The sequence below is a fragment of the Luteibacter sp. SVR4-7G genome, assembly GCF_056755555.1.
The window spans coordinates 171,904-194,482 of the sequence record NZ_JBPGXO010000002.1 but is presented as its reverse complement, the minus strand read 5'-3'; the positions used below and the strand labels follow the sequence as shown (position 1 = coordinate 194,482).

Here is a 22,579-nt window from a genome sequence, read left to right as displayed (position 1 = left end):
CCGTGACGACCGTGCCGCTCCGGTCCTTGATGGTCAGTGCGAAGGTATCGGTACCGTCGCCGGACTGGGTCAGGGTGCGGTCGAGCGTGTAGGTGTACGAAAGCGTCCCGCCCGTCGTCACGCCACCGATCGAACCGCTGGAGACATAGCCGGTGAGCGTGAGCGTGCCGTCCGCCGTCGTGATGACCTGCGGCGAGCCACTGGAGAGCGCGGCCAGCTGCGCCGCGGTGAGCGTGGTGCCATGGACGGTGATGCTGTCCAGCCCGTCGTCGGCGGAGATGGTCACGGTGCCGCTGACGGTCTGCGTGCCGTCGTTATCGGCAAGTCCCGACTCGTGCACGGTCTCGTGACCGGCGGCCGTACCGTTGCCGTCGTTCGGCACGATGGTCGGCGCGCCGTCGGAATGGCCATGGATGGTGATGGTCAGCGTGGTCGTGCTGGTATCGCCGTCGGCATCGGTGATCGTATAGGTGTAGGTATCGGTGAGCGTGCCACCGTCCTTCAGCGCGTTCACCGTCGCATTGTTGTTGTCGACCGCATAGCTGTAGCTGCCGTCGGCGTTGAGCGTGAGCGTGCCGTACTGGCCGGTGACGCCCGTGCCCACCTGCCCGCTGACCGTGCCGCCGGGCGTGCCCGCGGCCACGCCGGTGACCGGCGTGGCCGTGACGTCCGCACCGATGCGGTCGCCCACGTCGCCGGGGCCCGCACTGCCGCCGCCAACGACGTTGCCGGTGACGGCCGTACCATCCTCGTTGACGTCGGCGGTATCGGCATGGGCCGTCGGCACGTCGTCGACGATGTTCACCGCGATGGCGCCGGTCACCGTGCCGCCGCCGGCATCCGTCACCAGCAGGTCGACGCTCGCGGAGCCGTCCGCCGTGCCCGGCTGGGCCGAGGCATGGCCCAGCGTGTACACGTAGCTGAGCGTGCCCGCCGTCGTCACGCCGCCCACCTGGGCGGTTTCGTTGAAGCCCGTGAGCACGATGGTGCTGCCGTCCGGCAGCGTGACCGTCTTCGGTGTCGTGCCCAGGTTGCGGAGTTCGCTCAGGGTAAACGTCTGGTCGCCCACCTTGATGCTGGACAGGCCATTGCCAGCGGCGATGTCGACCGTGCCGCCGGCCGTTTCGGAAGTGTCGGCCGCATCCACCAGGCCCGCCTCGTGCACCGTGACCTGACCGTCCGCGCTACCGTTCCCGTCTACCGGCGCTACCGTCGGGCCCCCGTCGGAATGGCCGTTGATGGTGATGGTCAGCGTCGTGCTGCTCACGTCGCCATCGGCGTCGGTGATGGTGTAGGTATAGGTATCGGTCAGCGTCTGGCCGTCGCGCAGCGCGTTCACCGTGGGATTGGCGTTGTCGACGACGTAGGTATAGCTGCCGTCGGCGTTGAGCCTGAGCGTGCCGTACTGGCCGGTGACGTCGCTGCCGACGTGACCGCTGACCGGTCCGCCGGTGCTTCCCGCCACGACGCCGGTCACCGGCGTGGGCGTCGCGTCGGCGCCGACATGATCGGTGCCCACGCCACCGTTGCCGGTGACGACGTTGCCGTTGAGGGCTGCGCCATCCTCGTTCACGCTGCCCGTATCGGCGACGGCGTTGGGCACGTCGTCGGCGATGTTGACGGTGATGCTGCCGCTGTCGGTGAAACCGGCTTCGTCGCGCGTGGAGATCGCGATGATCTCGCTGCTGCCGGTCGCGCCAGGCTGGCTGACCGGGCCGGTGAGTTCGTAGTGGTAGACGAGCTTGCCGTGCGCATCGTCCGTTCCAGGCACGTAGCCCGTGATCACGAGTGTGCCGTTGGCCGTCTGGATCGTCCGCGCGGATTCGGGAACGCTGGACGGGTCCGCCGCCAGCGCCTGCAACTGGGCGAGCGTGAGCGTCACGAAGTGTCCGGCGCCGTCGGCCGGGTTGCCGACCGTCACGCTGGCGAGGTCGTTTACCAGGTCGAAGCTCTGGGTGCCATTCACACCCTGGCTGCCGCTACCGTCGGCGAGCCCGGCTTCGTTGACCGCGTTGCTGCTGGTGACGGTGACGTTGAAGACGCGCGTGGTGACCAGCGCGCTGGACGCACCGTCCTGGTAGCCGTACTGGTCGCCGGCGGTGCTGGGGTCGTTGCTGGCATTGTCCGCGGCGTCGCCGTCGAGCGTGCCCTGGTCCGGGCGGCTGCCGTGGTTGCCGTTGTCGTTGACCGACACCTGCACCTGGAAGGTACCGTTCCAGGAGCCATTGTTGTCGCCGCTCGCCGCGGGCGGAAACTTCACGCCAACGGCATTGATGGCGGTTTCCACCTGGTCGATCGAACCGGTGATGACGATGGAACGGTGGTCGCCGGCGATGGTGTAGTTCGCGCCACCGAAGCTGCCCGTGAGTGCGGTCACGCCGTTCACGTCGTTCACCGAGAAGCCTGCCGGCAGGGTGACCGTCGCGGTGACGCTGTCCGTGCCCGCATCGGGATCCGCGAGGGTGATATGGCTCAGCGTGTAATGGCCGCCGGCGCTTTCGGCGGTGGTGTTCGGCGCGGTAACGCCGATGGCCGTCGGATTGTTCACCGCCGAGGGGAACACCTCGCGCGATGCCGACGCGACGTTCTGGGTGAGACCGCCCTGGATGGCGCCATAGGGATCCACGGCCGTCGTCGGGACCGGCTGGGTTCCGCTGGGAGCGGCGTTCTGTCCGCCGTTGGCGGCGTTCGATCCGTCCAGCGCCCCCGTCGCTACGTTGCGCAGGCGATCGTCTGCGATGACTTCCACGCGATAGGACTGGTCGGCATTGCCGAGGCTGCCGCCGATCGACACGGTGAGACCGGCCAGGTAGGCGTTCACCTGGTCGCGCGTGCCACGGATGACCAGCGCGGCGTCGGTGCCGTCGAAGGTCCCGTCGATGGTCGCGCCCGCACTGCCGCTCGTGCTGGAGCCCAGCACGATGTTCGCATAAGCCGACTGGGCCAGCGGATTGCCGGCCGCATCGGTGATGCGCACGGTGACCTGGACGAAATCCTGCTCGCCGGCGGTGATACCGCCGCCGTCGGTATAGTCGACGTCGCCGACGCTGAACCCGGGCAACGGGGTGCTGCCGTTGAGATAGACGATGCCGCTGCCGGCCGAGACCGTGGGGGCGTCGTTGACCGCGATAATGTCGAGCGCGATCACGACATCGGCCGGATTGTTGGCAACGCTGCCGCTGCCGGTGTCGCCGCCGATCCGCGAACCGCCGTCGTCGAAGTGCATGGTGAGCGACACGTCACCCGCGGTGGCACCGTTGAGGTCGTGGTTGACGTTCGCGGCGCTCTGGTAGGTGAGGCCCTTGGTCGCGTCGTTGAGCAGCGCCTGGATGTCGCTGGCCCGGCCGGTGAGGACCAGATGGCCCGTATTGTCACCGGTGATCGTCACCGCGCGGCTGCCTGCGGCGCTCGCCGTGGCGCTGGTCTGCCCGCCCGCCCCGCCGATGCCGAGCACGCCGCTGCCAACGTCCAGGGTCACCGTCACCGGCGTATCGAACGCGGCGGATTCCGGATCGCTCACGACGAAGCTGCCGCCGATGAAGGTCGGCTGGTCTTCGTACACCGGCACCGGCGTCGCCGAACCGCCGATGACCGCCGGTTCGTTCACGCTGGAGGCGCGTACGTCCACGGCGGCCGCCGAGATGTTGCCGCTGTTCGCCGGCACGGCGTCGTTGTACCAGTCGTAGTTCGTGGCATCGACCGGGCTCGTGGCCGTGCCGCTGCCGGTGCCGGCGGTCGGCGACTGGTTGACCGCGCCGCCGTTGGCGCCGCCGGCGAGGTTGCCGCTGCCGTCACGCAGGCGATCGTCCGCGATCACCTGCACCTGGTACTTCGCGTCCTGGTCTCCTGCGAAGGTCACCGTGAGGCCGGCGAGCGCGGCATTGATCTGCGCGCGCGTCCCGGTGAGAACGAGATAGTCGTTCACGCCGTTCTTGTCCGCATCCACGAGCACGCCGCTGCCGGCGCCGCTGCCGATGGAAACGCCATCGCCCGTGTAGTCGCCGGCGTGGAACGCACTGCCGTCGGCATTCAGCAGGCGGATCGTGACCTGCATATAGTCGGTTTCACCGCCGCCCACGGTCGTGAGATCGGGATCGGAGACGCTGAAGCCCGGGACCTCATTGTGCTGCGGATTGGCGCTGTCCAGATCGATCGGACCCGTGGGAGCCGTGACCTTCGGCGCGTCGTTCGTCGGGCTCGTGTACACCCAGAACTCGTTGCCGGCCTGCTCCTTGTCGCCATCGGATACGGTAAAGCCGAACTTGTCGTCCGGCGTGCCGGGATACGCGACGCCGGTCGCTTCCGTGCCGTCGTTGATGTAATAGATGCGGCCCGCGGTCACGTCAGCCTGGGTGAAGGATGAGCCGGTACCGAGGAAGTGGAAGGTCACGCCACCGTCGGTCGAAATGGCGATGTGCCCGTGCGCGGGCCCGCTCGTGATGGTGTACTGGACCTGCTGGTCGCTGCTGTCGGGATCGTACGCCTGCAGCATGGCCGAGGTGATCTGCCCATAGCCGCCCTCCGCCACGGTGAGCGGATTGTTGGCCGGCGTGCCGCCGATGTTGTTCGGCGAATCGCTGGGCACCGCCGGATCGGCCTGGGTCGGATCCTTCGCGATCTGCGGGGCGTCGTTGACGTTGGTGATCTGGATGGTGACATCGGCATCGGTGGCCGAACGCGCGCCCCAGCGATCCTGCGCCTCCACCGTGAAGGTGGCGCTGCGCACTTCGGAACCATTGCTGACGAAGCGCAGGCCGGTGGTGCTCGCGTCGTCGGTGATGAGCGAGGCGTCCAGCAGCATGCCTGCCGTCACGGCCTGCCAGTTGGTGCCGTTGAAATACTCCAGCGTGCCGCCCTGGGGCAGCGACGTGACGATGAACTTGAGCGCGTTGGCGCCGGTGACGTCGTTGTTGTACGCGTAGTTCGTACCGCCGCCCGGCAACGTGGCCGAGTTCTCCAGGTAACCCTGGCTTGCCGCATCGTCGGGGTCCGCGAGTCCGAGCTGGCCCTTGGTGATGTACGCGGTCTGGCCTTCGTTGATCACCGTGTTCGACGAGCCGACGACGGTCGGCAGGTCGTTGGTCGGGTTGATGTAGATGTCGAACGAAGGCGACCAGTTGTCGACTGTCGGCTGCCCGTTCTGGATCGTGACGATGCCGGCGGTGACGGAGAAATTGGCCTTGACGTGGAAGTTTTCGCTGTCGCCATCGTGCTGGAAGCGGACGTTCCCCGCATTGAGGTCGGCCTGCGTGAAACTGCCATATGCGGAGACGTCCACCCAGGTGCCGCCGACGAACTTCTGCAGCTTGCCCGCCTCGGTCGTGATGCCGGCATCGTTGGTGAAGCCCAGGAAGGTATAGACCACCTGCGAAGGATCGACGCCCTGCGCCGTATAGCTCAGCGCCGGCACATGTGCGAAATCGGTCGGGTTTCCGTTCGTGGTCGTGCCGTGCAGGACGATGCTGCCGCCCTCGTCCACGGTACCAATGGCATTGCCGCTCGGATCGACGCCGGCGTAGGTGGAGTCCTGGTGGGCGGTGGTGGCATCGTGTATGGGGAACGTGCCGCCATTGCCGGCCGGCGTCGGCGCGAGATGGATCGTGAAGTTGTAGTTGTGCAGCGTGTCCGTGGGCGTGCCGCCGGTGTAGTCGCCGCCGATGCGCGTGAAGGTGGATCCGTCAGCCTTCCAGCGCAGGGCCTCGGTGTTGTCCACGATCTGGAAATTGAAGGTGTCCTGGTCGCCGGCAACAGCGCCTGTCTTCTGCACGTACTGCACGCGCCCGGCGCGGATGTCCGCCATGGTGAAGGTAGCGCCGTCGCCCAGTTCCGCACCGTTGAGCAGCAGGTAGCCGTGGGTGAGACCTGCCTGGCTGGTGATGAACGTGATGTTCTGCTCAGGCGAATCGACGTCGGTCGCACCGATCATGGCCGCCGTCAGGACCACCGAGTACGGCCCCGCCGTACCGTTTCCGGTCGCGGTCACCGTCGCGTCGCGCGTGCTGGCCGGATCCAGGGCCGGGTCGTCGTCCACCGCGTGGATGTCGAGCGTGATGGTGCCGTCTGTCGAAGCGGGCGTGCCGGTGCCGCCGCCAAGGTCGGTCACGCGCACGCCGAAGGTATCCTGGGCGACCCCATCGACGCCGTCGTTGCTGTAGGTGAGCAGGTTGCGCTGGGCGTAATCGAAGGTCTGGCCGAGGGTGACCGCCACGCCGTTGAAGTACAGCGTGCCGTGTGTCGGCAGCGAGGTAATGGTGATCTGCAGCGACGTATCCTGCGGATCGTCGCCGCTGCCGGCGACGATGTACTGGCCGACGTTGCCGGTATCCACCGCATTCCGCGGCTGGCCCTCGTACACCATGCCCTTCCCGTCGATGGTCGGGGCCTGGTTCACCGGCACGACGTTGAGCGTGATGTGGACGGTATCCGACTGGCCGAGCGGCGTCGCGCCATCGTTCACGCGCGCCGTGAAGCCGTCGGCCAGGTCCTGCTGCGCACCCGTGGCGGTATGCACATAGGCCAGCTTGCCGTCGATCACGTCTTGCTGGGTGAACACGGAGCCCGCGCCGAGGCGAACGCCGCCGAGGGTCAGATACCCGTACTGCGGCAGGCCGGTCACGCTGTAGACGATCTGCGCCGGCGTCTGCGTGTGCGACAGGTCGACTTCGCTGTCGATGGCATGCAGGGTGTCGGTGCCGATGACCGTGACGCTCTGGTTGCCCGAGCTGTCCACTTCCTGCACGTTCTTCGTGGCATCGGCCACGGAGACCGGATCGTTCGATGGCGTGATGGTCACGTCGAGCGATTGCGTGGCGGACAGGTTCTGCGCGTCCTTGACGGTGACTTCGATCGTGGTCTTCGCCGCCGTGTTGCCGAGCTCCACGTCGGCCGCCACGAAACTCAGCTGGTTGAGCCACGCCTGTGCGGCGGACGCGGTGCCGGTGAAGCTGAAGCCACCGGCGACCACGGTGCCGCCTGTGCCCGATTCGATATGCCCCTTGCTGGGGTCCGCGACGACCGCCGTGACAGTCACGTTGTTGCCGCCCACGCCGTCATCGACGATGGTCCAGCCGGTGAGCGTGCTGCGATCCGCCCCCGTCGCGTTCAGCGAGCTGGGCTCGGATACCGTGATGCCCTTGCTGCTCGTGGCAAGCGTGGGGGCGACGAGAAGACCGTCATAGTCGAACGAGAGCGAGCGTGCCTCGATGTGCCCGACCGAGCTTTCCAGCGTCCAGTCGCCGCCGAGCGCGGCGGCGCCCGTGGCATCGGTGGACGAGGCGATGTCGGCCTGGGTCAGCCGGCCCAGCTGGGTGACCAGCGCCGTGTCGTGGCTGGACACGTCGCAACCGTAAAGAAGGATGTCGCCATCGGTGGACAGGGAAGCGCCGATCTCGCCGAGCTGGGTCTTGAACGCGGCGACGTTCGCCGCCGTGACGGTGTCGCTGCCGAGCGAAATCGAATCGCTGGTACCGTGGCTGATGATGTGGATGGCGCCGATGTCGTGCTCGTCGCGCAGCGCGTCCGCGATCTGTGACAGACCGGACGACTTGCCGTCCAGCACCACCACCTGGCTGCCTTGCGGAAGCTGGGACACCAGCGACTGCCAGTTGGCCACGCTCTGGTCCACCACGTACACCTGGGCGGGTGCCGGCGCGCTGGCCGCGGGCGCAGGCGGCGACGTTGCCGCTTCGCGATGTCCGGGCTGCTCGGTCGCAGGGCTCTGGAACTTGCCCGCGTCATGCGCCGCATGCGCGGGATCGACATGATGGGCTGCCTCGACAAGTGCCGCACCGTCGTACATCTGCCGGGGCTCCAGCGCGTAGCGGTGGGCACGAGGACGGAAGGGGTTCGATGACTTGGTCCCTGACATGGGTCGCCTTGCAGAGTTGACGGGCTTGTTTCGGGCCAACAGCCTCTATCCCGAGTGCCGCGAAGCTCTCGGGTACAGGTGTCGGCGTTCAAGCTGTGAAACAGGTCACAGCGGCAGGAGCGATGCTATGTGTCAGCGATGAAACGGGAAAGTCATTTCATTGGGACCTTGCGTCATGCGCGGCGTGACGGTCGTCCCCTTGCGCAAAAGTCTTCTGGCGCGAGTCAAAAAACTGACGCGGCAATGACCGCGTTTGCGAGCATTGCGTACCGGTTCGACGGCACGTCGACTTTTGCCAGAGGGGAAGTCGGATTACCGACGTAAATGTGAAGCCAGCACTCGGCGTCCCCGCGGGGCCTCTTATCACCCGCGTCACGGGTCAACGGCGACCGCCATCAGGCGCGTCACGTTCGCCATCAATTCCGCCGCCGTCGCCGGCTTGAGCAGCACGCCGTCGAAGCGAAGCGTGTCCTCGGGAGGCCGGCGAGGCGACCTCGCCGCGTAGAGCAGCACCGGCAACGCCGGATCGATCAGCCGGATCGCCTGCAGCAGTCGCCAGCCGTCCGCACCGGGGAGGCGCTGTTCCGTGATCACCAGGGCCGGCGCTTCGCGGCGCACGACTTCCAGCGCCGAAGGCGCGTCGGCCACGGCAACGCTCTGGAAACCGTAGCCGTCGAGCAGGTCGCACAGCACCGCGCGTCTCGCCGCATGCGCTTCGACGACCAGGATCACCCTCCCCTCGCCGTCCACCTCACCGATATCGCCACCCGCCTCCAGCTCGGGCTCGAGCGAGTCCTCGTCCGCCACTTCCACGTCCAGGCCGAACGTGAAGCGGCTGCCGCTCGAGGGCTCCGACTCCACGTCCAGGCGCGCATTCATGTGCTGGAGCAGCTGCACGACGATGGAGAGACCAAGGCCATTGCCTTCGTGCTGGGTGGCGTTGCTCCCGCGCATGAATGGCTGCTGCAACGACTCGAGTGCCTCGGCGTCGATGCCGATGCCGGTGTCTTCGACCGAGAAAACCAGCCTGGCGCGCCCCGCCTGGTCGGGCACCGCATCGACACGGAACACCACCAGGCCGTCGTGGGTGAACTTGGCCGCGTTGCCGAGCAGGTTGAGCAGCACCTGGCGAAGGCGGCGGAAGTCGGCGACCACGACGGCGGGCAGCCTGTCGTCGAAGCGGCATTCGAAGCGGTTGCCGTGGCGTTCCACCAGCAGCACGGCCTGTTCCGCCACGTCGTGCAGGAAGCCATGCAGGTAGCCCGGCAGGGGTTCGAGCTCCAGCTCGGTCAGCTCCCCGCGCGAGAACTCCAGCAGGTCGTCGATCAGCTCCATCTGCTGGCGTACGTGGCGTTCGATGATCAGCGGGTAGTCGCGCAAGGTGCTGCCAACGCGCCACTGCCGGACCGCGCCCATGATCGCTCCCAGCGGGGCCCGCAGATCGTGCCCAACATGGGCCAGCAGGATGCGCCGGGCCTGCAGCGACTGGCGCAATTCCGCCGTGCGCTCCTGCACGAGGCCCTCGAGGCGCTGCGCGTGGGCGATGAGCAGTCGCGTGCGCCAGCGCCAGGCGAGCGCGACGACGATGACGGCCAGGACGGCGGCGCCGAGATAGGCCCAGGGTGTGAGCCACCAGGGCGGCGACACCGTGAGCTCGAGGGCCACGGGCTCCGATTCGCTGCGCCGGTTCACGTCTACCGCCTTGAGTTCAAAGCGGTAGTGTCCCGGCGGCAGTGACGCGTAGCGGACTTCCCGCTGGGGCGTCTCCACCCAGCCGTCGTCCACACCGGACAGCCGGTAGCGGAACCGCACGGGATGCCCGGCGCTGTTGCCGGACACGCCGAAGCGCAGGACAAGCGCAGCGGCATCCCGGAACGGCAGGGCCGCGTCCGGCGCCACATCTCGTTTGCCATAGGCCGCGGCGAGCAGCAGCGGACGGATCTGGCGCGCGGCGAGCAGCTGGCCGGGATCGAGCACATGGGTGAGCCCGATTGGCGCACCGATCCACACCGTGCCGTCGCTGTCCGCGAAGAACGCGCCGTGATTGGTTTCGTCCCACAGTAAGCCGTCGCGCATCGACAGCCGGACCCAGCCGCTGCCGTCCAGCACGTCGACGCCGTTGCCGCCGCCGGCCCACAGACGGCCGCTCCGGTCGGGCCTCAGGAAATAGAAGCGGGTGTCGGCGAGCAGCGGATCGGCGACCGGCGCCACCTTCAGTTCCGCCTCATCGCCCACGTGCCCCACCAGCAGGCCTGGTTGCAGAGAACTCAGCCACAAGCGGCCGTCAGGCGTGACCGCCACGTTTTCGTAGCCGCCGGACGCTTCTTCCGGCAGGACGCGTACGCGCGCCCAGCCGCTTGCGTTGTGCCGGTAGAGACCGGAACTGCACGCGACCCAGAGACGCCCTTCCACGTCCTCGGCCACATCCGAGCACATGGTGGGCGGAATGAGTCCGGGCGCTGCGGGCGTCGCCTTGCGCGCGACCGGGTCCACCTCGTAGAGCCCGCCGAGCGTATACGCCCAGTAGTGCCCCGCACGGTCCAGGTACGCGCCGCGCACCAGGTAGGGAAGCGTCGCGATGTCGGTGCTGCGCCCCGTCGCCGGGTCGTAGCGCAGTACGCGCCCGTCAAAGAGGAAATACCAGATGGCCCCGCTCGCATCCGCGATCACGGCATGCGCCTGGTTCGGCGGTGGCACGGTCAGCGGCCAGCGATGCGCCCTGCCCTCGCCTGGCACGATCACCTCGCCGCCGGCCTCCCCGGCAAGCCAGATGGAACGCGCATCGCCGCGGGCGATCGACCAGACCAGGCTTCCGCTCAGGCCCTGCGCAGCGGTCCAGTTCTCTACCGCGTCGGCATTGCTCCAGTAGAAGACGCCGCGGCCGTAGGTGCCCATCCAGATCATGCCGTCCCGGTCGGCCGCCATCGACGAGATGCCTACGTCGGGCACGCCGTTACCTGTGTCGAACAGGTCCCAGTGGGCGCCATCCCAGCGTGCGACGCCCACGTCGGTGCGCGTGAGGATGCGTCCTGCCCGATCTTCCACGATGTCGATGCTGGACGCGGCCACCTCGGTGTGGCCGTCGGGAATACCGTGCTCCTCGAACCTGGCCGCGCCCGCGGGCAGGCGAATGACATGCCGGATGCCGCGTACCCAGAGGCTACCGTCGCGCGAGGCGAGGATGCCTAGCCATTTGTCCGCGGGGACGCCGCGATCGGCACCATAACGGGTGAAGACGCCGTTGCGCATGCGGCACAGTTCGCTGCCGCAGCCGAACCAGGTAGTGCCGCTGCGGTGGAGCACGGCGCTCACGTCGGCCTGACCCGGCGCGCCGGCAAGCAGGGGCGTAGAGCTCCATCCCCCGGAGACGTCACGGCTGAGACGCAGCAAACGATGGCCGCTCACGATCAGCATGCTGCCGCCCTCGTCGCCGGCCACGGTCTGCCCGCGGTCGGCGAACATCGGCTTCCCGCCGGGATTTACCCAGACGAAGTTGCCGTCCTCGCCACGCCGCTGCAGGCCTGCGCGCGAGGCTACCCACAGATGGCCTTCCGCATCCTCGGCGAGCGCGATCACTTCGGACGTCTGGAATCCGCGGTCCTTGCCTATCGCGTTGAAGCCGAGGCCATCGAACCGGTACAGCCCCTTTTCGGTACCGACCCAAATGAAACCGTCGTGATCGGCGAACAGGCGCACCACCGACAGGCTGGTGAGGCCACTGTCCTGCGCATAAACCGTAAGCGGTAACTGGACAGCCGACGCATCCGCCAACCACGGCCATCCGCCCACGCTCGCCAGCAGCAGTGCGGCCAGCAAACCGCGCCAACGGGAAGCCATGACCGTGAAGAAGGGCCTAGCGGGCACGGGCGACCATGTCGACCGCGCCTTGCCGCGCCGCCTTGCGGTACTCGCTGGGTGTCACGCCCAGGCGCTCGCGAAACGCAGTGGTGAAATTACACGCGCTGCGGAAGCCGATGTTCTCGGCGATCTCCTGCATCCCGAGCGCCGTGTCGGCCAGCAGTTCGCGGCTCTTGCGCAGCCGCTCCTCGCGAATCCACGCGAACACCGTCATGCCCAGCTGCTGGCGGAAGATCGAAGACAGGCGCTTGTCGTAGGTGCCGACACCCGCGGCGATCTCCTCGAGCGTGAATTGGCTGGACAGGCGGCGGCTGATCAGGCGGATGGCAGCGCGCAGCGTCGCCTCGTCCCGCGTGGTCGCCGCTTCGGTGGCGACTTCCGGAACCTCCGCGCGCCGCGCGAGCCGGAGGTGGATCTGCACCCTCGCGATCACCTCCGCCGGGTCGCAGGATTTCAGGATGTAATCGACGGCGCCATGGTTGAGCCCTTCCAGCCGCTCCTCGGCACTGGCCGCGGAAGTGAGGAAGAGGATGGGCGTGGATCGGGCACGCGGCAATTCCTGGAGGAGCCGGCACAGGGCGAATCCGTCCATGCCCGGCATGCGCACGTCAAGCAGGATGAGGTCCGGCACCAGCGCCTGTGCCCTGCGATAGCCCTGCTCGGCGGTGGTGGCGAGGGTCATACGCCAGGGCTGCGTCCGCAGGGCCTGCAACAACTCACGGATGTTCTCCGGCGCATCGTCGATGACCAGGATGTGCGAATCCTGAATGGACATGTGGAGGTCCCCCTACGGACTGCCCGTACCGTTGGCCGGTACGTTTTGGGCTCAGTATACGGCGTTAGTACGACAAATTTCCCCTCCGGCAAAGGAATTTCACGCGCGCCCAAAGATTGCGCCTGTAACATTTGCCTAGACTGACGCTGGCACGTAGGGGTGCCATCGCAGAATGAGGTTGAAACGTCGCGGCGCTTGCCCGGCGTGCAGTGTATGGAACGAATCAATAATCTCGACGACCTGTTCCTGCTGGTGCAGGTGATCGAAGCCGGCGGCTTCTCCGCAGCCGCACTGAGGCTGGGCACGACACGCTCGCTGTTGAGCCGGCGCATCATCGCGCTCGAAGAACGCCTTGGTGCACGCCTCCTGCATCGCACGGCACGACAGTTCGCCGTCACCGCCACCGGCGAGCGGGTCTATCGGCATGCCGCTGCGATGTGCGAAGCCGCGAGCGCTGCCGAACAGGCGGCCGCGACGCCGGGCGCGCCCAGCAGCCTGGTGCGGATCGAGGCGCAGGGCCTGCTGTCGCCGCTGGTGGCGGAAGTCCTCCCGGGCTTCGCGGCCATCCATCCCAAGGTCCGGCTGGCCGTCAGCACCGGCGCCAATGACATCGAGTCGCTGCTTCGCCAGCAGGCCGACGTGATCTTCAGCCTGCGCGAAACGCTTCCCGACAGCGGGGACATCGTCGCCCGCTCGCTGGGCAGCGTGCGCTTCGTCACCGTCGGCAGCCCCGACCTCGTGCGCCGCCTGGGCTCGCCGGAACACCCGGCACAGTTGGACGAGGCACATTGCGTCAGTTATGCCAGCGAAACCTCCGGTTACTGGATGTTCCGCGGGCTGGCGCCGCGACGGCGCAACGGCCGCATGGCTTCTGCCGACCTCGGCGCCCTGCTGTCCGCCGTTCGCGCGGGCGTAGGCTTCGGACAGTTCCCGCTCTACATGGTCGCCGACGACCTCGGAAACGGCCGCCTTCGCGCGATCCTCGAGCCATTCGAGCCCACACCGCTGCCCTTGCACGCGCTCACTATGTCCGGCCGTGTCGTGAGCGACGTGACGCTGAACTTCGTGCGCTTCGTGCAGAAGAGCGTGGCGGCGATGAGCGAACGCTGGGAGCAACTCGTCCCAGCTCCGCTCTGAAGCGCCCGGACATTACGGAGACCGGACCAACTCCCGCAGCACCGTCTCCAGGGTCACCACGCCCCGGACGATGTTCGCGCGGTCCTGCTCGAAGTCGATCCATCCTTCGTTGAACCCGTCGAGCATGCGCATGCGCGGCTGCGGATGGCGCATGCCTTGCGAGCGGAAGAGTGTTTCCCAGGTGTCGCGCGGGACGGCTTCTGCCCGCACGGAACGAGCCAGCAAGCGCGAAAAGGTGGCGGCGATGTCGTTCGGTGCGACGCGTACCGGCCCTTCCAGTTCCACCACGCGCATGCCGTTCCAGTCTTGCTTGAGCAAATCGGCGGCAACACGGCCCACGTCCGCCGTGGCGACCATGGGCACGGCGCGATCGAGCGGTTGCAGGAAGCTCGCTATAACGCCCGTTTCGCGCGCTTGGGCTACGTCCCAACTGGCGTTCTCCATGAACCAGCCGGGACGAAGGAAGGTCACCGGCATGGGAAGGTCGCTCAGTGCGTGTTCCATCTGCGTGAGCTGGGTCAGCAGGTTCTCCTGCGTGGCCTGGGCGCCGATGGTCGAGAGGCAGACGACCTTGCCGGGACGCGCCGCCAGGAGTGCCGTGCGCACGGCGCTGACGATGGCTGAGGATTCAGGGAATCCCGGCGTGGGATCGAACGTGGGCGGCAGCAGGATGAAGACGCCTTCCGCTCCTGCGAAGGCTTCCGCGAGCGCGGCGGCATGGCCCATGTCGGCCACAGCGACTTCACAACCGCGCTCCGCCCATTCGCGGGCCCGCCCCGGGTCCCGTGCCACGGCGCGTACCTTCGAGCCTCCTGCCAACAAGCTGCGCGCCATGGCGCCTCCAACCTTTCCCGTGATGCCGGTGAGCGCAAACATGCCTTTTGCTCCTTCGTAAGTGGACGAGAAGGGCATGCTGGACGTGAGCGATAAAAAACTAAATGATATGAGTGTCATTACTTCCCTGACCTGACGTCATTAATCCAATGCGTTCCACCGGCGAGAACCTTTCCAGCGGTATCAGCGTCTTTGCCGCCATCGTCGACGCGGGCAGCTTCACTGCTGCCGCGGATCTGGTCGGCATGTCGCCCCCGGGCGTCAGCCGGGCCATCGCGCGGCTGGAACGGCGCCTGAAGATCAGACTGTTCAACCGGACCACGCGCTCCGTCTCATTGACCGAAGAGGGCCGACGGTTCTACGAGCAGGTGATGCCGCACGTGCTGGGCATGGAGGAAGCCGCGGCCATGGCGGCGGGTGGCGCGGCGGCGGTGCGCGGCAGGTTGCGGATCAACCTCGACCCGGTCGCTTCAGGCTTCCTGCTCGGCGCCCCGCTTAGCCGCTTCATGCAGAATTATCCCGAGCTGTCGCTCGAGTTCCTCGCCCGCGATCATCTCGGCGACCTGGTGACGGAAGGCTTCGACATGGCCCTGCGCTTCGGTGAACCGCGATCGTCCAGCCTCGTGGCCCGGAAACTGCTGGAAACCGCCGTGGTCACGGTTGCCGCTCCCGCCTACCTTGCCCGCCACGGGCAGCCCGCCCAGCCGCAGGATCTGGGCAATGGAAAGCACGCATGCCTTGAATTCCGCGATCCGGAAACAGGCAGGCCGTTCGACTGGGAATTCCATCGCAAGCGCCGGAAGCTGACCGTCGAGACCCACGGCAAGATCACGGTGAACGACCCCGGCGCGCTGGTGCATGCCTGCGTATCCGGCGTCGGCGTTGCGCAGATGCTGTTGCTGGCAGCCGAACCCCTGATCCGCGAAGGCCGCCTGGTCAATCTTTTTCCGGACTGGATGGACGAGCGCTTCCCCCTTTATGCGTACCTGCCCTCCCGCCACCATGTGCCGGCGAAGTCCAGGGCGTTCCTGGACTTCGTCGTCGCATTGACGTCGTAGCAAGCAAGAAGCGTCAGAGCCTGGTATTTACTGCCAGCTGCGCGTCGAATGCCCGCCGATAAGCGGGACGCGCCTCCCCGCGAGCCACGTAGTCGGCAAGATTCTGAAATTCACCGAGGACACCCGACATCCTCGACCGCAGCAGCACCGACACCATGATGAGGTCGCCGGCGCTGAACTCGCCATCCAGCCATTCGGCATCGCCCAGGTGAGCGGAGAGCATCTGGAACCGCTGGCGCACGCGATCCGTGACCAGTGGCCAGCGCTCGTTGCTCCATGGCTTGTCGCCTTCGTGGATCTTCACCGTCGTCAGGTCGAGGATCGGTGGTTCCACCGTGTTGAGTGCGGCGAACATCCAGGAGATCGCCCGCGCACGCGCGTTCGGCTCCGGCGGCAGCAGGCCCGGATAGCGCTGGGCGAGGTGGAAGACGATCGCTCCCGTCTCGAACAGGCACAGTCCGTCTTCCTCGAGCGTCGGAATCTGGCCGAACGGATGTCTTTGCAGATGTGCCGGTTCCTTCATGGCCTGGAACGTCACCAGGCGCACGTCGTAAGGCTGGCCCACTTCCTCGAGCGCCCAGCGAACGCGCGTGTCGCGCGCAAGGCCCATGCCGCCATCCGGCGAACGGTCGAAAGCGGTGATCGTGATGCTCATGGCTTGATGTCCTCCATCAGGTCTTCCATCTCGTACACCGGCCGGATCTCGATGACGCTCGGGCTCATGTGCGGGTTCGGGCAACGCTTCACCCAGGCAACGGCCTCGTCCATGTCCTTGACTTGCCAGAGCCAGAAGCCGGCGACGAGTTCGCGCGCCTCGGCAAAGGGACCATCCATCACCGTCCGCCTGTTACCGTTGAAGGCGACACGCTTGCCTGCCGACGAGGGCCTGAGGCCCTCGGCATATAGCAGGACGCCCGCCTTCTCGAGTTCGTCGTTGAATCTTCCCATGTCCTCCAACATCTGCCTGGCCTCCGGCGTCGGGTCGAAGCCCTTCTCGCTCTCTTCGGTCGCCTTGACGATCACCAACACACGCATGGCCCCTCTCCTGTTGATCCGGCCTCTCGGGCCTGTTACTCATACGACGAACGACCCCCTCGAAGATCGACATCCCCCGGAAAACTTTTTGGTGGCCGCATGACGACGAACTACGTGAACACCTTCATCACCGTGTCCGCCGACAGCAGGGCCGTCGAGGGGACGGAACCCGCGCGCACCGGGACGATCGCCCAGATCCAGTACAGCCTGCTCGCCGCGAAACCCTATCACTACACGAGCGACGACCTGCTCTTCGAAGTGCACGCGATCCGCAACGGCATCGCCAGGAAGGACCGGCCGCAGGCGCGGGCCGAATTCTTCTCGCGCTCGCAGGCATGCCTGCGATGCTCACCGCTGGTGAAGCAGTTCGGTTGGGGGCTGCATCACGACGAGAAGTCGCGGGTAGCGGCATACGGCGTCGAGACGGCCGGGTATCGCGAAATGAGCGTGCGCGCGGGGATGAAGATAGTCGCCGGCATGCGCAGCGCGCGAAGCAGGTAGCGCTTGACTTGGGCTTCGAATGAGCGGAATACTTCGCCACATGGTGAAGTATCAATCCGCCGCCCTGGACCGCACGTTCGCCGCCCTCGCCGATCCGACCCGGCGGGCCATCCTGCTTCGGCTTGAGTCGGAGCCCGGCCTGTCGGTGAGTGAACTCGCCCGCCCGCTGTCGCTGAAGCTCCCCGGGATGATGAAACACCTCGACGTACTGGCGGATGCCGGGTTGATCACGCGCACCAAGGCGGGCCGGACCGTGTCCGTCCACCTATCTGTGGAAACGATGCGTGAGGCCATGGACTGGCTCAAGCGTTACGAACGCTTCTGGAGCGCCAGCCTCGATCGACTCGCCGCCTTCGTGGAAAAGGACGAACTGCCTTGAACAAGACGCTACCAAGCCTGACCCTCGTACGCCTGATCAAGGCGTCGCCCGCCAGGATCTATGCGGCACTGACGAAGCCCGAACTCATGATCCAATGGTGGAGTCCCGATGCGGGCCCGACCCTTCGCGCCGAAGCGGACCTGCGTCCGGGTGGACGCTTCGACATCGTGTTCCGGCTGCTCGACGGCAGCGAGCACAACCCCACTGGGGTGTACCGCGAAATCGTTCCCGACGAGAAGCTCGTCTTCACCTGGGAATGGGCGGGCAGCCCGGAGCGCGAATCGCTGGTGACCTTCCTGCTCAGGCCAGTCGACGGCGGCACCGAAGTGACGCTGATCCACGAGCAGCTCCCCGACGAAGCCGCGCGCGACAGCCACGAAGCCGGCTGGAAGGGCTTCCTCGACAAGCTATCGTATTTCATGGGAGATCGCTGATGGCCGAGCTTACCCTCACCACCTTCGACTGGGTGCCCGAAATGCCGCGTGGCTACGTGCGCGACCTGCGCGTGCGCTGGGCGCTGGAAGAAGCCGGCCTGCCCTACCGCGTCGAAAGCGTGCCCTTCGACAAGCGAGGCCCCGAGCACCTGTCGCGCCAGCCTTTCGGGCAGATTCCGTGGCTGACCGATGGCGACATCTCGATTTTCGAAAGCGGCGCCATCCTGCTGCACCTCGCGGAACTGAGTGAGAAGCTCATGCCGGCGGACGCGCGTGGCCGCAGCGAGGTCCGCGAGTGGACACTCGCCGCGCTCAACTCCGTCGAAATGGCCAGCCTGCCCTGGGGCCTGTTCCATTTCTGGGGCGATTCATTCGAATCACCCGGCGGAAAACAACTCGATTCGTTCGTGAAGCTCCGGCTGGATCGCATGGAGAAGGTGCTGGCCGACCGTACGTGGTTGGCCGGCACGTTCTCCGTCGCCGACATTCTCATGGCCGACGTGTTCCGCCTCATCGAACGTTTCGACGGACTGGCCGATTATCCCGCCTGCCGCGGCTACATGATGCGCGCCACCGATCGCGCGTCCTTCAAGAAGGCCCACGCGGATCAGATGGCGCACTTCGCCAAGGCGGACCGGCCCTGACAGCGGCCAGGCAGCACCTTCCCTTTCCTACGAATCAGAAATGAACCACCACATCGTTCAGCGGCAACTCCGCTCGCCTGCGCTCTCCCGTTGGCGCTTTCCACGCCTCGCCCTGTCCGAACAGCTGTGCCTCCGATTCGGCTCCCAGGTATTCAAAGCTGTCGAACACGTACGGCAGTCCCTCCGATCCTTCGAATGTTACCGCGCTGGACAGCTGGAAGTGCAAATGCGGCGCAGCCGAATTGCCGGACTGACCCAGCTGCGCCAGCAGCTGGCCGCGGTGCACGTGCTCGCCGGGCTTGACCTTGACGCTGCCCTTCTTCAAATGCGCATAACTGGCGAAAGTTCCTGGCGCGATTTCCAGCACGATGTAGTTGCCGAATAAGCCATCGGCGGTCAAGGACGTTGGCTCCGGCTGTGGAGTAAGAGGTCGATGCTCCTGCTCGCCGTCCCGCGCATCACGCACGACGCCATCGGCGACAGCAATCACCTCCGCGCCATAACCGACCCAGTCTGCATACGTGGTCTTCTGCATGTCCTTCACACCCGACCGCATCGCATGCCCCGCCCCGTCGACACCTACCATGTCGAGGGCATAGCGCTGGGGGATCGTGAGATCGCCATTCACGGCAACCAGGCTTCCCCAATGATGCGACTGCGCCGCCCCGGGTCCTTCATGAGCCAGCCAGCGTCCGCCACGCAGCGGCGGTCCCAGGACCATGGGCTTCCGGTCGATCACGTTTACGACCGCTCCATCGAGTGCTACGTGGCTGTGTTTGTCGGTTTCAAAGTCCACGTGGTGGCGCAGCTTGTGCGGCAAGGGCGCGCCGGCAGGCAACGTGATCCAGACAAAAATCACCGTCCGCTTTCCGGGCAAGATCGCAACGGGCGCATTCTCGACAGGTGTTGGCCGGACCAGTCTGGACAGCGCTTCCTGATCGAGAGTCAGCACCGGCGATGCCCAATCGTCGGCGAAAACCTCCAAGCCCTTCGGTTTCAGCGCGCCTGAGTCGCCATAGAAATTAGTGACGTGAAGTTCATAGGCCAGATGAACCTTGCCGTCCGTGCCGGTGAACGCATCGGGTGGAAACGGTACCCGTGCTTCCACGGGCGCAAGGGCATCCTTCGCGTATATGCTTGAAACAGTGCAAGACAGGGCAACCAGGAATGTAACCGCGGCGCTGCGAATCATTCGTCATTCCCCTGAAGTATGTCTCCTATCCTACTGCGGTTGCGATGCGCGCGGCGCCTCACGTTCCATGCCCGCCCGGAAACATCGCGTCGGCCGGTCAGTCGCCACGTACCCTGCCGTGCGTCGTAACACAAGGTCATGTGCGGCTCCAGGGCCGTGGCGACTTTAAACCTGACTGAGGACTTTCAACCTACGCCAGGGAGGTCTCGGGCGAGTAGTCGGGAAAATCCGTGAACCCCACCGCGCCACGCCGGGTGTAATAGGTGGAGCGATCCGCGACGATCAACGGCCAGTCGTGCCGGAGGCGCTCGACGAGGTCGGGATTCCCGATGAAGGGCCTGCCGATCGCGATCATGTCGACCAGTCCGGTGTCGAGCGCTTCCTGAGCGGCCTCGCGGCTGTCGAAGCCGCCACACCAGATGATGGTCCCGGGAAACGCCTCGCGCGCCTTGGCAAGCACCGCATGGTCCACGTGGTGTTTCTTGAACTCTGCGCTCTCCATGTTTCCGGTGGGCATCAGCTCGTAAAGCAGGTGCAGGTAAGCGACGCCACGGCGACCGAGCTCCCGGGCGAGGTACAGCAACGTGCCTTCCGCATCCGGGTCCGCCGGCATGGAGTTGTAGACGCCAAAGGGCGACAGGCGAACGCCCACGCGGCCCGGGCCCAATTCACGCACCGCCGCGTCGACCACTTCCATCAGGAAACGCGTGCGGTCTTCCAGGCTGCCGCCGCCGTAGCGGTCGCTACGCGTATTGAGCACTGGATTCATGAACTGCTCGAAGAAGTAGCCGTTCGCGGCGTGGATCTCGACACCGTCGAAGCCCACTTCCCTCGCATTGGCGAAGGCCTGCGCAAAGCTGTCTACCAGGGCGGACACTTCCTCGGTGGCGAGCCGCCTGGGCTTGCCCGCGCGCATATACCCCAGCACGCCATGCTCGTCGTGCGCGAACACGTCCGAGTTTTCGGCCGGCTGCTCGGTAACGCCCCAAGGGGCCTCGCCGTTAGGCATGAGCGAGGGATGGGCCATGCGGCCGACATGCCAGATCTGCACGAAGATCGTGCCACCCTTGCGATGGACTTCGTCGGTCACCAGGCGCCAACCGTTCTTCTGGGCCTCGTTGTAGATGCCGGGAGTCATGGCATAGCCATTGCTGGAGGGGTGCACGTCGGCCGCCTCGGTGATGATCAGGCCGGCGCCAGCCCGCTGTCCATAATACTTGGCCATCAGCGCATTCGGGATATCGCCGGGGTCCGTACGCGTACGCGTCATCGGGGGCATGACTACACGATTTTTTAGCAAAACCGTGCCGCTGAGAACGTGAGGATCAAACAGGTTTACCATATGCCTATCTCCGATCAGGAATGATCGAAAGATAGGTTTGGGTAGTCCTGGGTTCCACACACTTTTTGGTCAGCGGTACCGGCACATGAAGATCACCAAGCGGTTGCCTGGCCTGGCTGTCGAGCGCGCTCTGGCCGTGCTTTCGGGGCGCTGGAAGGTCAACATCGTTCATGCGCTTCTCGATGGACCGCAGCGCACCCGCGAACTGGAAAAGCGCATCATCGGCATTTCGCAGAAGGTGTTGATCGAGCAGCTACGGGCGCTCGAAGAACACGGGCTTGTTGCCCGCCACAACAGCGAAGACGACAGACAAGGCATTGAGTACGAACTCACGCCGCTGGGCGAGAGCCTGCGCCCGGTGGTACAGGCGCTGAGCGAATGGGGCACCCACCATGCGGAGGATCTCGGCGAAACCAGCAGGCTCCTGCCCTGCGACGCCGTCGTCCGGGAACGCACTAAGCGGCCGACCAAGACGAACCAGACCGTCGCTCCTGCGAAGGCGGGAGCCCAGCGTCTCACTCCCGGCGCGCCCCGACCACGCTGATCGATGCCTGACTCGCACTATAGCGATACCCGCTGCAAACGCCCGGGCATGCCAAGCTTGCGCCCGCAACACGTGAGGAAACCTCGATGAACGCGTCGAAGCCGATCGGCTTCATCGGGTTGGGAACGATGGGCTCGCCGATGGCCCTCAACCTAGTCAGAGCCGGAACACGGCTTATCGTATGGAACCGTTCTGCGGAACGTTCTAAGCCCTTGGCAGCTGCCGGCGCGACGGTAGCCTCCTTCCCCGCCGACGTGCTCGCGCCATGCGACACCACCTTCCTCATGCTCGCGGACGAGGCCGCCACCGACGAGGTGCTCGGACGTGGCACAGCGGCGTTTGCCAGTCGCGTCGGCGGGCGCCGGATCGTCGCGATGAGCACGGTCGCCCCGAGTTATTCGGAAGGCCTGGCCGCCGACATTGCGGCGGCTGGTGGGCGATATGTGGAAGCACCGGTCTCCGGCTCGCGTAAACCCGCGGAGACGGGCGACCTCATCGGCATGCTGGCAGGAGCGCCGGAGGACCTCGCCAGCGTGCGGACACTCCTGGCACCGGTCTGCAAGGAGTTTTTCGAGTGCGGTGCCGTGCCAGGGGCGTTGCGCATGAAGCTCGCGGTCAACACCTTCCTGATCACGATGGTGACCGGTCTCGCCGAAGCGGCGCATTTCGCAGAGCGCCTCGGCCTTGACGTCGAACGCCTCGCCGCCGTCCTCGATGCCGGACCGATGGCAAGCAGCGTCTCCCGGATGAAGGCTTCGAAACTCGTGCATCGCGACTTCGCCCGGCAAGCCGGGATCGCAGACGTCCTGAAGAACAGCCGCCTGATCGTGGACGCTGCGCGCGAGGCCGGCATCGCCTCGCCCCAGATGGATTCATGCCTTGCGCTCTTCCGCGAAACCGAAGCCCTTGGCCTGGCTGGCGAGGACATGGTGGCCGTCATCCGGGCGATCGAGGAGCGGACGGCCAGGCATGCATGACC

General features: G+C 66.2%; 16 protein-coding genes. 8 read left to right on the top strand and 8 right to left on the bottom strand.

Features of this window, described 5'->3' with window-relative positions:
* The 3 genes from ACR9ZH_RS01670 to ACR9ZH_RS01660 form a co-directional block, all read right to left on the bottom strand.
* On the bottom strand, window positions 1-7,867 hold a 7,867-nt coding region (locus tag ACR9ZH_RS01670), incomplete at its 3' end, for a cadherin-like domain-containing protein (protein WP_481289024.1).
* 372 nt (window positions 7,868-8,239) lie between these two features.
* A complete protein-coding gene (locus ACR9ZH_RS01665; protein WP_481289023.1) occupies window positions 8,240-11,704 on the bottom strand; it encodes an ATP-binding protein in 3,465 nt (1,154 codons plus the stop codon).
* 16 nt (window positions 11,705-11,720) lie between these two features.
* Window positions 11,721-12,500, bottom strand: a complete 780-nt coding sequence (locus ACR9ZH_RS01660; RefSeq protein WP_481289022.1) for a response regulator transcription factor — start codon at window positions 12,498-12,500, stop codon at window positions 11,721-11,723.
* A 213-nt stretch (window positions 12,501-12,713) separates the two neighbouring features.
* On the opposite strand from ACR9ZH_RS01660, the gene ACR9ZH_RS01655 reads away from it, so the two are divergent.
* On the top strand, window positions 12,714-13,637 hold the full coding sequence (locus tag ACR9ZH_RS01655; protein ID WP_481289021.1) for a LysR substrate-binding domain-containing protein: 924 nt from the start codon (window positions 12,714-12,716) through the stop codon (window positions 13,635-13,637).
* 12 nt (window positions 13,638-13,649) lie between these two features.
* Here the strand turns inward: ACR9ZH_RS01655 and ACR9ZH_RS01650 are convergent, their stop codons facing one another.
* Window positions 13,650-14,513, bottom strand: coding sequence for an NmrA family NAD(P)-binding protein (locus ACR9ZH_RS01650; RefSeq protein ID WP_481289020.1), 864 nt, complete (start codon window positions 14,511-14,513; stop codon window positions 13,650-13,652).
* Between the two features lie 107 nt (window positions 14,514-14,620).
* Between ACR9ZH_RS01650 and ACR9ZH_RS01645 the strand changes: the two genes are divergently transcribed.
* Window positions 14,621-15,529, top strand: coding sequence for a LysR family transcriptional regulator (locus ACR9ZH_RS01645; RefSeq protein ID WP_481289019.1), 909 nt, complete (start codon window positions 14,621-14,623; stop codon window positions 15,527-15,529).
* Window positions 15,530-15,542: 13 nt separating this feature from the next.
* Here ACR9ZH_RS01645 and ACR9ZH_RS01640 read toward each other — a convergent pair whose 3' ends face one another.
* Both ACR9ZH_RS01640 and ACR9ZH_RS01635 read right to left on the bottom strand, forming a co-directional pair.
* Window positions 15,543-16,184: a glutathione S-transferase family protein gene (locus tag ACR9ZH_RS01640; protein WP_481289018.1), complete on the bottom strand. Its 642-nt coding sequence runs from the start codon at window positions 16,182-16,184 to the stop codon at window positions 15,543-15,545.
* A complete protein-coding gene (locus ACR9ZH_RS01635) occupies window positions 16,181-16,564 on the bottom strand; it encodes a YciI family protein (RefSeq protein WP_481289017.1) in 384 nt (127 codons plus the stop codon). Before ACR9ZH_RS01635 ends, ACR9ZH_RS01640 begins: the two co-directional genes overlap by 4 nt.
* 99 nt (window positions 16,565-16,663) lie before the next feature.
* Between ACR9ZH_RS01635 and ACR9ZH_RS01630 the strand changes: the two genes are divergently transcribed.
* Genes ACR9ZH_RS01630 through ACR9ZH_RS01615 form a run of 4 tightly spaced genes read left to right on the top strand, consistent with a single transcriptional unit; the run spans window position 16,664 to window position 18,522 of the window.
* Window positions 16,664-17,065 (top strand): DUF6157 family protein, encoded by a 402-nt coding sequence (locus ACR9ZH_RS01630; protein ID WP_481289016.1) that lies wholly within the window; start codon window positions 16,664-16,666, stop codon window positions 17,063-17,065.
* Between the two features lie 40 nt (window positions 17,066-17,105).
* Complete coding sequence (locus ACR9ZH_RS01625) at window positions 17,106-17,444, top strand: ArsR/SmtB family transcription factor (protein WP_481289015.1); 339 nt, start codon at window positions 17,106-17,108, stop codon at window positions 17,442-17,444.
* Entirely contained in the window at window positions 17,441-17,878 is a 438-nt protein-coding gene (locus tag ACR9ZH_RS01620) for an SRPBCC family protein (protein WP_481289014.1), read from the top strand. The genes ACR9ZH_RS01625 and ACR9ZH_RS01620 overlap by 4 nt, the downstream gene beginning before the upstream one ends.
* Window positions 17,878-18,522, top strand: coding sequence for a glutathione S-transferase family protein (locus tag ACR9ZH_RS01615; RefSeq protein ID WP_481289013.1), 645 nt, complete (start codon window positions 17,878-17,880; stop codon window positions 18,520-18,522). Before ACR9ZH_RS01620 ends, ACR9ZH_RS01615 begins: the two co-directional genes overlap by 1 nt.
* Window positions 18,523-18,556: 34 nt before the next feature.
* On the opposite strand, the gene ACR9ZH_RS01610 is transcribed toward ACR9ZH_RS01615, so the two are convergent.
* Both ACR9ZH_RS01610 and ACR9ZH_RS01605 read right to left on the bottom strand, forming a co-directional pair.
* Window positions 18,557-19,714 (bottom strand): M23 family metallopeptidase, encoded by a 1,158-nt coding sequence (locus tag ACR9ZH_RS01610; RefSeq protein ID WP_481289012.1) that lies wholly within the window; start codon window positions 19,712-19,714, stop codon window positions 18,557-18,559.
* 190 nt (window positions 19,715-19,904) lie between these two features.
* Complete coding sequence (locus ACR9ZH_RS01605) at window positions 19,905-21,056, bottom strand: alkene reductase (RefSeq protein ID WP_481289011.1); 1,152 nt, start codon at window positions 21,054-21,056, stop codon at window positions 19,905-19,907.
* 85 nt (window positions 21,057-21,141) lie between these two features.
* Between ACR9ZH_RS01605 and ACR9ZH_RS01600 the strand changes: the two genes are divergently transcribed.
* Together ACR9ZH_RS01600 and ACR9ZH_RS01595 are read left to right on the top strand one after the other, a co-directional pair.
* A complete protein-coding gene (locus ACR9ZH_RS01600; protein WP_481289010.1) occupies window positions 21,142-21,600 on the top strand; it encodes a winged helix-turn-helix transcriptional regulator in 459 nt (152 codons plus the stop codon).
* Between the two features lie 86 nt (window positions 21,601-21,686).
* On the top strand, window positions 21,687-22,577 hold the full coding sequence (locus ACR9ZH_RS01595) for an NAD(P)-dependent oxidoreductase (protein ID WP_481289009.1): 891 nt from the start codon (window positions 21,687-21,689) through the stop codon (window positions 22,575-22,577).
* Window positions 22,578-22,579 lie beyond the last annotated feature (2 nt).